Source organism: Streptomyces sp. BBFR2, assembly GCF_044497305.1.
In the GTDB taxonomy this organism is placed as follows: domain Bacteria; phylum Actinomycetota; class Actinomycetes; order Streptomycetales; family Streptomycetaceae; genus Streptomyces.
On sequence record NZ_CP172415.1, the window covers coordinates 5,693,373 to 5,706,266 of the forward strand.

14 protein-coding genes are annotated in these 12,894 nt (G+C 74.8%); 8 read left to right on the forward strand and 6 right to left on the reverse strand.

The window, feature by feature from the left end; genetic code table 11:
* Positions 1-73: 73 nt before the first annotated feature.
* The 4 genes from ACGH2B_RS23220 (at position 74) to ACGH2B_RS23235 (ending at position 4,686) form a co-directional block, all read left to right on the forward strand.
* Positions 74-664, forward strand: a complete 591-nt coding sequence (locus tag ACGH2B_RS23220) for a hypothetical protein (protein WP_399093177.1) — start codon at positions 74-76, stop codon at positions 662-664.
* A 596-nt stretch (positions 665-1,260) separates the two neighbouring features.
* Positions 1,261-2,379 (forward strand): trypsin-like serine peptidase, encoded by a 1,119-nt coding sequence (locus tag ACGH2B_RS23225; protein WP_399093180.1) that lies wholly within the window; start codon positions 1,261-1,263, stop codon positions 2,377-2,379.
* A 141-nt stretch (positions 2,380-2,520) separates the two neighbouring features.
* Positions 2,521-3,810, forward strand: coding sequence for an alpha/beta hydrolase (locus tag ACGH2B_RS23230; RefSeq protein ID WP_399093183.1), 1,290 nt, complete (start codon positions 2,521-2,523; stop codon positions 3,808-3,810).
* Positions 3,811-3,969: 159 nt separating this feature from the next.
* Positions 3,970-4,686, forward strand: coding sequence for a L,D-transpeptidase (locus tag ACGH2B_RS23235; RefSeq protein ID WP_399093186.1), 717 nt, complete (start codon positions 3,970-3,972; stop codon positions 4,684-4,686).
* Positions 4,687-4,753: 67 nt separating this feature from the next.
* Here ACGH2B_RS23235 and ACGH2B_RS23240 read toward each other — a convergent pair whose 3' ends face one another.
* The 5 genes from ACGH2B_RS23240 to rpmG all read right to left on the reverse strand — a co-directional run bounded on the left by ACGH2B_RS23240 (position 4,754) and on the right by rpmG (position 9,144).
* The gene (locus ACGH2B_RS23240; protein WP_399093188.1) at positions 4,754-6,670 is read right to left on the reverse strand and encodes an N-acetylmuramoyl-L-alanine amidase; all 1,917 of its coding nucleotides are present in this window, start codon (positions 6,668-6,670) and stop codon (positions 4,754-4,756) included.
* Positions 6,671-7,130: 460 nt separating this feature from the next.
* Entirely contained in the window at positions 7,131-7,367 is a 237-nt protein-coding gene (rpsR, locus tag ACGH2B_RS23245; protein ID WP_399093190.1) for a 30S ribosomal protein S18, read from the reverse strand.
* An 87-nt stretch (positions 7,368-7,454) separates the two neighbouring features.
* The gene (locus ACGH2B_RS23250; protein WP_399093193.1) at positions 7,455-8,621 is read right to left on the reverse strand and encodes a CobW family GTP-binding protein; all 1,167 of its coding nucleotides are present in this window, start codon (positions 8,619-8,621) and stop codon (positions 7,455-7,457) included.
* Positions 8,618-8,884: a type B 50S ribosomal protein L31 gene (locus ACGH2B_RS23255; protein ID WP_399093196.1), complete on the reverse strand. Its 267-nt coding sequence runs from the start codon at positions 8,882-8,884 to the stop codon at positions 8,618-8,620. Before ACGH2B_RS23255 ends, ACGH2B_RS23250 begins: the two co-directional genes overlap by 4 nt.
* Before the next feature lie 95 nt (positions 8,885-8,979).
* Positions 8,980-9,144 (reverse strand): 50S ribosomal protein L33, encoded by a 165-nt coding sequence (gene rpmG / locus ACGH2B_RS23260; protein WP_030284084.1) that lies wholly within the window; start codon positions 9,142-9,144, stop codon positions 8,980-8,982.
* A 64-nt stretch (positions 9,145-9,208) separates the two neighbouring features.
* Here rpmG and rpmB point away from each other — a divergent pair, with 64 nt between their 5' ends.
* The 4 genes from rpmB (at position 9,209) to ACGH2B_RS23280 (ending at position 11,394) form a co-directional block, all read left to right on the forward strand.
* Positions 9,209-9,445 (forward strand): 50S ribosomal protein L28, encoded by a 237-nt coding sequence (gene rpmB / locus ACGH2B_RS23265; protein WP_399093199.1) that lies wholly within the window; start codon positions 9,209-9,211, stop codon positions 9,443-9,445.
* On the forward strand, positions 9,445-9,750 hold the full coding sequence (gene rpsN, locus ACGH2B_RS23270) for a 30S ribosomal protein S14 (protein WP_399093202.1): 306 nt from the start codon (positions 9,445-9,447) through the stop codon (positions 9,748-9,750). The genes rpmB and rpsN overlap by 1 nt, the downstream gene beginning before the upstream one ends.
* Before the next feature lie 310 nt (positions 9,751-10,060).
* Positions 10,061-10,879, forward strand: coding sequence for an SGNH/GDSL hydrolase family protein (locus ACGH2B_RS23275; protein ID WP_399093205.1), 819 nt, complete (start codon positions 10,061-10,063; stop codon positions 10,877-10,879).
* 251 nt (positions 10,880-11,130) lie between these two features.
* Positions 11,131-11,394, forward strand: a complete 264-nt coding sequence (locus ACGH2B_RS23280) for a hypothetical protein (RefSeq protein ID WP_078654008.1) — start codon at positions 11,131-11,133, stop codon at positions 11,392-11,394.
* 164 nt (positions 11,395-11,558) lie between these two features.
* Here the strand turns inward: ACGH2B_RS23280 and ACGH2B_RS23285 are convergent, their stop codons facing one another.
* Positions 11,559-12,836 (reverse strand): type ISP restriction/modification enzyme, encoded by a 1,278-nt coding sequence (locus ACGH2B_RS23285; protein WP_399093208.1) that lies wholly within the window; start codon positions 12,834-12,836, stop codon positions 11,559-11,561.
* Positions 12,837-12,894 lie beyond the last annotated feature (58 nt).

The following is a 12,894-nucleotide window of genomic DNA, read 5'->3' on the forward strand; positions in this document are numbered from 1 at the left end:
GGAGCCGGTGTCCGTACGGGGGAAACGGTGCGGACGCCGGTCCTCCGTACACCGTGAGAGAGCGAAGGTTTCCATGTCCGCACGCCCCGCCCCGAAGTCCGCCCGCCGCTCCGGACGGCTGCGCATCCTGCTGGGCGCGTCCGTCATCAGCGCCGTCCTGGGCGGTGGCGCGGCCGTGACCGCCCACGCCGCCGACGGTGGCCAGGGGCCGCGCCCCGTCCCCGCCCCGGCCGCGGTCCCGGCGAAGTCCGGTCCGGGCCCCGTCCGCGACTCCGAGGTGGCCGAGCCCGTCCCGGCGGAGAAGGGCCGTCCCGCGCACCCGGCGGCGGAGCCCGTCCCCGCCGGGAAGGGCCGCCCCGCGCACGCCGCCCCGGCCCGCGGCTCCGCCGCGAAGCCCGTCCCGGCGGAGAAGGGCCGTCCCGCCCACGCCGCCCCGGCCCGCGGCTCCGCCGCGGAGCCCGTCCCGGCGGAGAAGGGCCGTCCCGCCCACCCGGCGGCGGAGCCCGTCCCCGCGGGGAAGGGCCGCCCGGCCCGCCACGAGACCGGTATCCCGGCGGCGAACCCGGCCTCCGGCGGCAAGGCGGCCCGCCCCGTCCCCGCCCCTGCCGCGCTCCCCGGCAAGGCGGGCGACGGCGTCCCCGCCCCGGTGGCGCCCAGGGGCTGACGCCTCCGCCCGGTGCCGGGCCGTCCGCAGTTGCGGAGCGGGTGGTCCGGCCCGGAGCGGGCCGGGGCGGGCCCATGCCTGAGCGGGGCCGGAGCGGCCCGGATCGGTGCGGTGGGCCGGCTGAGCGGTACGTGCCGGGGGCCGGTTGACGAGGCCCGGTCCGATCCGGCGCGGACCGGCGGTGGCCCGCGCCGGACCGGTGTCCGACGCGGCACGGCACGACGGCCGGGGAACGCACCCGGCCCTGCCCATGGGGAACTCGCCCGGCCTTGCCCATGGGGAACTCGCCCGGCCTTGCCCTGTGGGGAACGCACCCGATCCTGACGCCCGACAGGGACGCATCCGGCCCGCACCGCATCGCGCCCCGCCCCCCCCCACGCGGTGTCCGCCCCGCGCGGCACGCCCGGCCCCCGCGCCCGCCCGGCGCGCCCCGACCAGGGCACGCGCCCGCTCCACCTGCCCGATCCCGTACCACCCCGCCGGAACCGGCCCCGTACGCCCCACCGCACTCCACCCCCGTACGCGTCCGCCGTGCCCCAGGCGTGCCCCAGGGGGGCGGCCGGCCCGTACCCCGCACACCCACGGAAGAAGGAACCATGCGCGATACCCATGCCCGTACCGGCGCACCTCTGGCGGCGCGCGCCGCCGTACGTATCTCCGCGTCCGGGCGCGGAGGCTTCGCGCGGCGGGCGGCGGTGACGGCGGCCGTCACGTTCGGGCTCGCCGCGGCGGGTGCGCCGGGGGTGCTGGCGGCGCCGGCGCCGGGCGGCTCGCCGGCCGAGGGGAAGGTGCTGGCGCACGCGGCGGCGGCCACCGCCGAGGACGAACAGCGGGTGCGTGCCTACTGGACGCCCGAGCGCGTCGCCGCGCTGAACACACCGGTCAAGGACGTCCCGCCGCGCTCCGGGAAGGACGGCGCGCCCTGGAAGAAGGGCGGCGACGTCACCGCCACCGTGGGGCGGCTCTTCTTCACCGACCACGGGGAGGACGCCAGTTGCACGGCGACGGCGGTGAGGAGCGCGAACGGCAGCACCGTCGTGACCGCGGGCCACTGCCTCAACGGCACCGACCTCGCCGGTGAGCACAACCAGTGGCAGCGCAACGTCCTGTACGTCCCCGGGTACCACGACGGCAAGGCCCCCCGGGGCACGTTCGTGGTCCGCTGGTCGGTGGTCAACTCCGTCTGGCTGGAGAACGATCAGATCCACGCCCGGTTCGACGCCCACGACCAGGGCTTCGCCGTCGTCGGCCGCAACGAGCGCGGCCAGAGCCTCGCGCAGGCCACCGGCGCCGCCCAGGGCATCTCCTACGACGCGCCCGGTGACCGTACGGCCGTCCAGTTCGGCTACCCCCGGGCCGCCGCCGATCCGGCCCGCGAGGGGCTGCCCGAGTACACCGGCCGGGAGTTGGCCTACTGCGAGGGCGGGCCCCGGCAGTACCCGGGCACCCCGGACCACACCGAGCCCGCCGGCCTCTGGGGCACGGCGTGCGTGATGGGCGGCGGCGCCAGCGGCGGGCCCCGGCTGAGCGGCTTCTCCGCCGCCACCGGGCGGGGCGACGTCACCGGCGTGAACACCCAGTCCGCCTTCATGGACGCCGAGGGGAAGGCGTGCGAGGAGGCGGCCGGTCCCGGATGCGTAAGGCACCTCGTCGGACCGCAGTTCACCACCGCGCTCACCAAGCCGCTCCATGACAAGGCCGAGCGGCTGAGCTGACCGCCCGCCCGGCGGCGCCACCGTACGCGCTGCCGCCGCTCCGGGCCGCTCCCGCGCCGGGCCCCGGACCGTCCCGGTCCCGCGCACCCGGGAACCCGGCCGCCCCCACCCGTAGACCACAACGATCAGGATCAGGACCTCATGAAGAAATCCACCGTCCGCCGCGGGCTGTTCCTGACGGCGCTGGGCTGCGCCCTCGGCGCCGCCGCCGTCGCCGTGCCGGTGCACGCCGTCCCCGCGCCGCCCGCCACGTCCCCCGCGTCCGCCGTACGGGAGGCCCGCTACGACCTCGGCGACCTGGCGTTCACCCCGCCCGCCGCGCTCGGCTACCAGGGCCGCGGCGAACTCGCGGGCACCGTGTACTACCCGGCGCGGCTCACCGGAGGCCCGCACCCCGTGGTCCTGATGCAGCACGGCCACTGGGAGACCTGCGCCGACACCGGGGCGCAGGCCCGGCACACCGCCGCCGCGAAGGCCCGCGAACAGGCCCTGAAGCGGGGCGACAAGGCCGAGGCCGCCCGCCAGGAAGCCCTCATGGCGAAGGCCGCCGAGGCGCTCTGGGCCTGGCCCTGCGCCCGGGGCACCGCACCGATCCCCAGCAGCACCGGCTACGACTACCTCGGCCGCGCCCTGGCGGCCCGCGGCTTCGTCGTCGTCTCGGTCGGCACCAACGGCATCAACGCCACCGACTCCGGACAGGCCGACTCCGTCTACCGGGTGCGCGCCGCCCTCATCGAGCGCCATCTGCGGCTCTGGCAGCGCCTGAGCGCCTCGGGCGACGGGCCGCTGCGCGGCGCCCTCACCGACGCGCGCGACGGCTCCCCCGTACGGGCCGACTTCCGCGGCCGACTCGACCTGGGGCGGGTCGGGCTCCTCGGTCACTCCATGGGCGGCGGCGGGGTCATGCAGGAGATCGCCGACGCCCACCGCGCGGAGCTGCCCGCCGGGATCGGCATCAAGGCCGCCTTCGCCCTCGCGCCCACCGCCACCTGGGACGGCGAGCCGGTGACCCGGACGCCGTTCGCCGTCATGTGGGGCACCTGCGACGCCGTCAACACCGGCGACTACTTCGAGCAGAACCGCGCCGCGACCCGGGCGCCGCTCTACAAGTACACGCTGACCGGCGGCAACCACGACTTCTACAACCGCCAGTGGTCGCCCTCCAGCGGCCAGGTCGCGGCCCGCGACGACGCCGAGCCGGGCAAGCGCCCCGGCACCTGCCGCACCCAGTACCTCGACCGCGACACCCCGCGCCAGGACCACCGGCGGCTGTCGGAGGAACGCCAGCGGCGGATCACCGGCGACCGGGTGACCGCCTTCTTCGAGCGCTACCTCCAGGGCCGCACGGACCGCCTGCCCTACCTGAAGGGCGAACGCCCCTTCCCCGGCGAGCCGGCCGGGACCGTCACGACGTCCGTCGCCGGGAAGTGACCGGGCCCGCCACGGCGCGGCGGGCACCAGGCCCCTCCCGCGGGTCGCGCCCGACCCTTTAACCTGATCCGGGTCGAGGGGCGGGCGCCGTCCGCCCCGCGCCCGTCCGTAGCGCCGAAGAGGCGACGGCGGAGCCGAGTTGAGGTGGGGATCAGACATATGGCGAGATTCAGGATGAGCCGTCGCGGCCGGGTGGCCGCGTACACGATGGCGGGCACGGTGCTCGCCCCGCTGCTGGCCGGGCTCGGCGCCGCGCCCGCCCAGGCCGCGTCCGGCTCCTGGTGCGGTGGCGCACAGGGCCCGTACCAGAAGCAGGCCGAGAAGTTCCTGGGCCGCAAGGCCGACGGCAAGCAGTCCCAGGGCGACTGCCGGGCGATCCGCGCGTTCCAGGTCAGCCACGCGATCCACCCGCAGTACGGCTACGCGGGCCCCGTCACCTGGAAGATGATGAAGGTCGTCAAGCGGCAGCAGGACGCCCGCTCCAACCCCAACCGCGCCGGCCGCTGCCCCGTCAACCGGGGCCGGATCGCCTGCGTCGACCTGACCCGGCAGATCAGTTGGATCCAGGACGGCCGGCACCTCGTCAAGCGCCCGGTGCCGGTCCGCACCGGCCGTAATGGCAACGAGACCCGCACCGGCCTGCACAAGGTCTACTGGCGGCACAAGAACCACGTGTCGTCGCTGTACCACGTCGCGATGCCGTACTCGCAGTTCTTCGACGGCGGCCAGGCGTTCCACGCGATCAGCGGCAGCGTCTGGTCCGCCCCGGGCTCGCACGGCTGCGTCAACATGCGCACCGCCGACGCCAAGGCGTACTGGAAGCTGCTGTCCACCGGCGACGACGTCTTCGTCTACGGACGCAAGCCCGGCACCTGATCCGCCGCACCGCACACGACGGCGCCCGGGACCGCGACGGTCCCGGGCGCCTGTGTGTGAGAGGCGGTCAGCGCCGCGCGGCCGCGGTGACCTCCGAGGCGTCCACCAGGACGTACCGGTGGTTGAACTGCACGGTGTAGTACCGCTTCGCGCCGTGCACCACCTTGCCGTTGGACGGCGAGAAGTCCGCGGCGGCCTCCGGCTCACCGCTGGTGACATACGCCTGACCCGCGCGGATGCCGTAGTTCCTGGCCGTCAGCGGCGTCTGCTTCGACGGCTTCACATCCGCCGGGTACTCGGACTCCTGCGGGTAGGCCGTGCCGTACACGTGCGCCGCGCCCGTACCGGCGGGCGTCACGATCCGCACATTCTTCGCCGGAGTGGTGTTCCGGCCGCCAGGGTTGTGGATCCAGCCCTTCTGACCGTCGAACCAGAGGGCGGTCCAGTCGCCCTCCTGACCGGCCACCACGAACTGCTGCCCCGCCTGGACGGTGGTGCTCCAGTCCGCGACGGCGTCCGTACCGGCCTTGTCGTCCTTACCGGCGTGCACGACCGGGTCGAGCAGCAGCGGCGCGTCCTCGGCGGGCGCGCTGCGCACGAACAGGGCGCTGGACGGCCCGCGCCGCGGCCCGCACTCCGTCACCTTGCCGGACGGATCGTCGGCCGGGCAGACGGTGTAGGTCTGCTGGTTCTCCTCGAAGCCCGGGGTGATGGTGACCGCCGAGCCGACCGGGCCGACACCCCGCGCGCCCTCGTCGACGGGCGCGCCGAGCAACCGCATGAAGCGCGTCCAGTCCCAGGCGTTGCCCGGGTCCCAGTGCATGCCGGCGAGCGTGTCGTCCGAGGGGCCGGGGACGTTGTCGTGCCCGAGTATGTGGCGCCGGTCCAGCGGGATGCCGTACTTGGCCGCCAGCCACTTCACCAGCTCCGCGGTCTTCTCGTACACGGTGGGCGTGTACCAGTCCGCGCCGTGCGCCGAGAAGCCCTCGTGCTCGATCTGGACGGCGTGCAGGTTGCTGGCGTAGTTGCCGTCCCCGAACGCGATGTCCTTGTCCGGCACCATCTGCGTGACCTCGCCGTCGGAGGCCCGCATGACGTACTGCGCCGAGGAGCCGCCCGCCTTCTGGAACGTCTCGATGGCGTTGTCGTACGAGCCCTCCGTGGTGTGGAGGACGATCTGCGAGATCTTGACGCCGTTCGCCGGACGGTCGGAGACCTGCCCGTTGGAGGGCGCGGCCGGAACGAACTTGCAGGTCAGCGTCGCGGGGCACTCGGCCTGCGGCGCCGGTGCGTCGGTGAGGCGCAGCTTGGCGAACTGCCGGGCGACCGGCTTGGCCGACGGCACGGCCCGGAGGGAGAGCGCCTTGCCGTCCGCCGCCCGCTGCCGCGCGCCGGAGGTGATCGCCGCGAAGACCGAGTCGACGTACGAGGTGGCGGCCTTCTTGTCCGTCAGCCGGCTGTACCTGGCCACCGCCGCGGTCCACTGCGACGGATCGGCGGACGTCTTGCCCGTCAACCGCTTCTGGTACGAGGCGAGCAGCGCGGCACCGCCGCGGATGTTGTCCGCGGAGCGGTGCCGCAGCTTGTCGGCCGGGAGCCCGGTCAGCTCGGCGGCGGCCCGCAGGGTGTGCAGCTCGGGGTGGCCGGCGAACGAGGTGAGGTCGGAGCGGCCGGCGGCACCGGCGGGACCCCCGGAGACCATCTGCGGCGTCACATCGGTGAGGTTCATCAGCCCCCAGCCGCCGGTCTGGCTGTAGCCGGAGTGCTGCTGCCAGCCGGACTCCTGACGGGCCACGCCCAGCAGCACCGGCAGCGGTACGTGGAACTCCTTGGCGGCCGCGGTGAATTCGGCCTGCAGCGAGGGCGTCGGCGCCTCGTCGTTCTGTGCCTGCGCGAGCGAGGGCAGGAAGGCGAAGGCACCGGCGGCGAGTGTCCCGCCGAGGACCGCCGCGGGAAGCCAGCGCTTCTTCTTGCGCTTGTGCAAAATATTCCCTTCGAAGCGACGGCGCGCCGGGTGACGAGGGCGGGAGGACCGTGAGGTCACACACGGGCGCCGGGTGGGGGGCGGCGCCCAACCGCGCGGACACACCTCGGGCGGATCGGATCTGATCGCCTCGGCGGGGGCGGTTTCGGCACCGCAGGCCATGAGATCAGAAAACCTGTGCGGTTCCCAGGCCGGCAGCCGATCGTGACCTCACCTTCAGCGAGGCTTTATCCGTCGTTGGCCGGGGGAGCGGGGCGCCGCGGCCGGTGCCCGGGGGCGGGTGACGCCCCATCGGCTCTTCCGCGGCGGGCCCCAGGGCGGCGCACCGCTCCACCGCTCCCGCACGGCGGGGCGCCGCACGCCGCCGTCCGGTCGCCCCGGGCCCGGACGTACGGCGGGAGCGACGGCAGCCCTCGCCCCGCCTTCGTCGGGCGGGGCGAGGGCGGGCGCGCCGGTGCGGCTAGCGGGACGCGTACGGCAGCAGCGCCATCTCCCGGGCGTTCTTGATCGCGCGGGTCAACTGCCGCTGCTGCTGTGCGGTGACGCGGGTGATCCGGCGGCTGCGGATCTTGCCGCGGTCCGAGAGGAACGTCCGCAGCAGCGCGGTGTCCTTGTAGTCGACGTAGGTGATGCCCGCCCGGTCGAGCGGATTGGGACGGGGCCGGGACGCCTTACGGGGCGCGGGACGGCGGGGCATGGCAGAACCTTTCGGGGAATTGGAGTCGGAGTCGGACGGGGGAGGCGGGGGTGGGCAGGGGCGGAAGAGGCCGTGGCGGGCGCCCCCTCAGGACGCCGGTTCCAGCAGGGCGTCGAAGGCGGCCGGGAGGCGCTTCCACGCCTCGCGGCCCGCGGCGCACTCGGCGTCCGTCAGCAGACACGAATCGAGCAGCCGCGCCAGACCGTCCCGGTCGAGGCCGGGGGCGGTGAAGACCAGGTGCTGGCAGCAGTCGCCGTACTCGGGGTGCCAGTCCAGGGCTGCGGCCGCGCGGCGTACCGGCGGCACCAGCTCCCAGGCCGCGTCCGGCAGCGAGGCGAGCCACGGCCCGGCGTTCTCCACGCACAGGGCGCCCCCGGCGGCGTCCCAGGACAGCAGGGTGTCCGGGCGGTCGGCGAGCCAGAACCGGCCGCGGCTGCGGGCCGCCGCACACGCCAGATCCTCCAGCGCGTCGTACAACCGCTCCGGGTGGAAGGGTCGGTGGCGGCGCCAGACCAGGGTCGTGACGCCGGACTCGTCCGCCTCCTGCGGCAGCAGCGCGCACGCCGGATGCTGGGCCGCCGCCGCGGCCTCCACGTCGAACCCGCTGTCCTCGCCGAGCGCGGCCCGCACCAGCAGCCCGGACGCCGCGGGGATGCGGCGCGCCGTCGGATGCAACTGGGCCAGCAGCGCGTGATCGGCGTCATCGGCGTCCGGACTGCCGACGACGGCGAGGACCGGCGCGTACTCCAACTGCCGGGCCCAGGTGTCGCCGACGGTGCGCTGATCGGCGGCGGCCGCGGCGAGCCCCGCCTCGGCGAGGTCGTCACCGTTGGCCAGGACCGGCAGGACGAGCGCCGGATCGACGGCGGTGACGACCGTGGTGAGGCGCAGCCCGTCCCCGGCGTGCGCCGCGACGACCTCGGCCATCGCGCGCGGCTCCACCGAGTCCCACAGCTCCACGACGGCCAGCCGGTGCGGTCCGCTGTCGGCCAGCCGCCGGAGTTCGGGGACCAGATCCTCCCGCAGCGCACAGCAGGCACAGTCGTTGACCAGCGGTGTTTCGCCGCGTGACAGTTCGCCTCCGGCGTCGCGGAGGGTCCGCAGCACGGTGCCGCCGGACGCGGCGGTCAGGTCGTGGTGGAGGGCGACGGCGTCCGGTACGGCGGTCAGCAGCCGCCGGACGACCTCCCGCCGGGCCTCCGCGTGCAGCCCGCCGACGAGGACGACGGGCAGCGGGCGTCCGGTGCCGCTCATCGGCCGCCTCGCCGTTCGTCCCGCAGTCCGTAGCGGCGCTCGAAGCGTTCGACGCGTCCGGCGGTGTCCAGGACGCGGGTCTGCCCTGTGTAGAAGGGGTGGCTGTGCGAGGAGATCTCCACGTCGATGACGGGGTAGGTGCGGCCGTCCTCCCATTCGACGGTGGTGTCGGAGGTGGCGGTGGAGCGGGTGAGGAAGGCGAATCCCGCGGCCTTGTCGCGGAAGACGACGGGGCCGTAGGCGGGGTGGATTCCGGGCTTCATGGCGGGTCTTTCCTGTCTGTTCCGGTTGCTTCGCGGATGCGGGGTCTTCGGCGTGTACGGGGGGCCGTGCCGTCCGTCACGGCGGTACGGGCCGCTCAGCGTTCCTCGCGGAAATCGACGTGCCGGCCGGCGACCGGGTCGTACTTGCGCAGGACGAGGCGGTCGGGGTCGTTCCGGCGGTTCTTGCGGGTGACGTAGGTGTAGCCGGTCCCGGCGGTGGAGCGGAGTTTCACGACCGGGCGGAGTTCGTTGCGAGCCATACCGCTACTATATGGGAATGGTTTTCATTACCGACAATGTGTCCAGGGAAAGGTGACCCGTCTCATGTCCGCCCACTGCCAACTGACCGGAGCCAGGCCCGGCTTCGGCAACGCGATCTCCCACTCGCACCGCCGCACCTCCCGCCGCTTCGACCCGAACATCCAGCGCAAGCGCTACTGGCTGCCGAGCGAGGGGCGCCACGTCCGCCTCACACTCAGCGCCCGTGCGATCAGGACGGTGGACGCCATCGGCATCGAAGCGGCGGTCGCGCGGATCCGTGCGCGGGGAGGGAAGGTCTGATGGCCAAGCAGAGCAAGATCGCGAAGAACGAACGGCGCAAGGCGGTCGTCGCCCGCTACGCGGCCCGGCGCGCCGAACTGAAGGAGATCATCCGGCGCCCCTCGTCCGGCGACGCCGAACGCGCCGCCGCCCTCGCCGAGTTGCGCCGCCAGCCGCGCGACGCCAGCGCGACACGGGTGCGCAACCGTGACAGCGTCGACGGCCGCCCCCGCGGCCATCTGCGGAAGTTCGGGATGTCCCGCGTACGGATGCGCGAGCAGGCGCACGCCGGATTCCTCCCGGGGGTCACCAAGTCGTCCTGGTGACCCTCCGGCGCCGGGCCGCGCGCCCGGCGCCCGTGGTGCCGCGCCCCGCCCGGGCGCGGCACCACGCACGCCGGTGCGGGGCGCGCCGGAGCCTCCGGGAGCGGGCGCGGTGGCCGCATTCCGCCGGGCGCCGGGTTGTCCGGTACGGGTGAGGCGGACGGGGTTGAAGTCATGTCCTCTGGCGGACAACTCCCCCAATAAACCGGGGCACTTGCCGTGAACTCTCCACGACTTTTGACATGAGCACTTCCGGTTACTCGTCAGTGCTGCTACTAACGAGTCGGCAGAGATCCTGCCTCAGGGAGGTTCCATGAGACTGTCCCGCGTCGCCAAGGCGACGTCCGCCCTCTTCGCCGCCATGGCACTCGTGCTCACCGGCGCGAGCGCCGCCACCGCCGCCACCGCCGCCGAACGGCCCCTGGCCGCGACCGGCTACGTGGCGCTCGGCGACTCCTACTCCGCCGGCGTCGGCGCCGGCAGCTACGACAGCGCCAGCGGCTCCTGCAAACGCAGCACGAAGGCGTACGCCGCACTGTGGGCGGCCGCCAACTCCCCCTCGTCCTTCGACTTCACCGCCTGCTCCGGCGCGAAGACCGGCGACGTGCTGAACGGCCAGCTCGCCCCGCTCAGCTCCTCGACCGGCCTGGTCAGCATCAGCGTCGGCGGCAACGACGCCGGGTTCACGGACACCATGACCACCTGCGCGCTCCAGGGTGAGAGCGCCTGCCTGGCGGCCGTCTCGAAGGCCGTCGGCTACATAGACGACACGCTCCCCGGCCAGCTCGACGGCGTCTACGGCGCGATATCCGAGAAGGCGCCCTCCGCCCATGTGGTGGTCCTGGGCTACCCGCACTTCTACAAGCTCGACGGCAGTTGCTCCGTGGGCCTGTCCGAGAAGTCCCGCGCGGCCATCAACGGCGCCGCCGACGAGATCAACGGCGTCATCGCCCAGCGCGCCGCCGACCACGGCTTCACCTTCGCCGACGTCAACTCCACCTTCGCCGGCCACGAGCTGTGCTCCGGAAGCCCCTGGCTGCACAGCGTCACCGTGCCGATCGACGAGTCGTACCACCCCACGGCCGCCGGTCAGTCCGACGGCTACCTGCCGGTCTTCCGCTCCGCCGCCTGACCCGGACCCACTCGGCTGTACGGGAGGGTTCCCCGATCGGGGGCCCTCCCGCGGCGCGTCCCCCGCCCGGCCCCGCCCTGCCGGGGGATCAACTCGCCCTCCGCGCGCCCCCGTACGCGATCTTCCGTAGGGTGTCGGACAACACCACGGCGAGGCAGGTGAAACCGATGGCCGGTCTGCACGTGTGTCCTCGGGGAGAGATAGGGTTACCCTGCCCGGGGCCGGGTGCCCTCGTACGGGTGGGGAGAGTCATGGAACAGATAACAGTGCGCAGCAGGGCGCGAGTCCCTGCCATCACCTGCAAGAGCGGCGCGTCCAGTGCGCGCCTCGACCGTCACCTCGCGGTGCTGGGCGGCCCTGCCATCCCGCAGCGTGAGGCGCAGGGCGCCACGTCACTGATGCAGGAATTGACGGCTCGTGATCACATGCGTACGCGGCGCAGCCGCGGCGCACGGGTGTCGTTGTTCGCGCCGCTGCGCAGGCTGCGGCGTTCGCTTTTCGGCGGCCACGGCTAACCCGCGGCTGACCTCGGCACCCCGGCGGCCACGCCGTCCCGGTGCGGGACGGCGGCCCCCCGCCCACCCGGCCCGGGACGGCACCGCCACCCACCACCCGGCACCCGTGACGGGTGGTTCTCCCTTTTCCGGGCCCGATTTTCCGGGCCCGCCGTCCGGCGGGTTCACAGCAGCGCGAACTGCCCGCCCGGCCCCTCCTCCTGATGGTCGAGCACGGACGCCGGGCGCCGGGCCCGCGCCGGTACCGGCAGTACTCCGGCCGCCCGCAACTGGTCCGTCCCGATGCCCGGCGCCCGCACCGCCTCCTCCCGCAGCGCCGCGCGCTCCGGTTCCAGCTCGGCCAGCAGCGCCAGGACGGTGACCAGCTCCAGCAGCTCCGTCGTCCACTCCGGCGGCCAGCGGTCCGTACCGAGCGCCGCCAGCGGCTCCTGGCTGTCCGCCCCGGCCCCCGCCGACCGCGCCGCGCACCATTCGTGAAGGACCCGCACCCCGTCCACGTGGTACGCCCAGGCGCCCGCCGGTACGGGGGCGATCCGCCCGGCGCCGAGCAGCAGCGCCTCCTCGTCCGCGTCGTACGCGCAGCTCGCGGGCAGTCCGCGGGGCGGCAGCGGGGCCCGGACGTACGGGCGGCGGCCGCCCGGCATACGGGGGCGGGTGCCCGCGGGGCCGCCGCGGTCGTGCGCCCCGCGGGTCTGGAGCCACAGCAGGCGCTCGCCGAGCGCCACCCCGCGCTCCCACAGTCCGGCGTCCGCGGGCAGCGGCACCGCGCAGCCGCCGGTGGCGGGGAGCGCCGCCGCCATCGCCCACGCCAGGACGTCGGCGGGCGCCACCGGGCGGGCCAGCCGCTCGGTGAGCAGGGCGGTCAGGCCCGGGGCGAGGTTCGGCTCGCCGCCGCCGGGACGTTTGTGGAGCGGGCGGATCCGCCCGGCCCGGCCGGCCGGTGACCGTCCGTCGGGCAACGCCGCCGTGCACAGCAGCGGCGGTTTTGTACCGCGCGGCTGCGGGGCCCACTCCACGACGAAGAGCTGCCGGGCGTCGGCGACCCGCCACAGCTCCGGCCGGGCCACGTCGAGCAGCCGGTGGTCGGGGAGCAGCCACCGCAGGTCGTGGCCGCCGTGGGCGTACCGCACCGGCTCCGGGCAGCTCCCCGGCGCGTCGGCCAGCGCCCCGGTCGCGGTGGCCTGGCCGGGCAGTTGCCCGACGGCGGTGTGCGGGGTGCGGGCGCGCGAGGGGTGGAGCAGCCGGGCGCGTTCGGCGGTGTCACCGGCGGCGGCCAGCGCGTCCCAGCGGCGGCGCAACGCCGCCGGATCGGGGCCGGTGACCCAGGTGCGGCCGGGCCGCAGCGGCGGCACCGACCAGGGCAGCAGATCGGACAGCAGTGGCGCGTCCCGCTTCGCCGTCACAGGCAAGTCCCTCCCGGACCGTTCGGCCGACCCCGGCATCGTAGGACGCGTGGGCGCCGTCCTGCCCGCGGGGCGGACGCGGGCCTTTCGTGCTCAG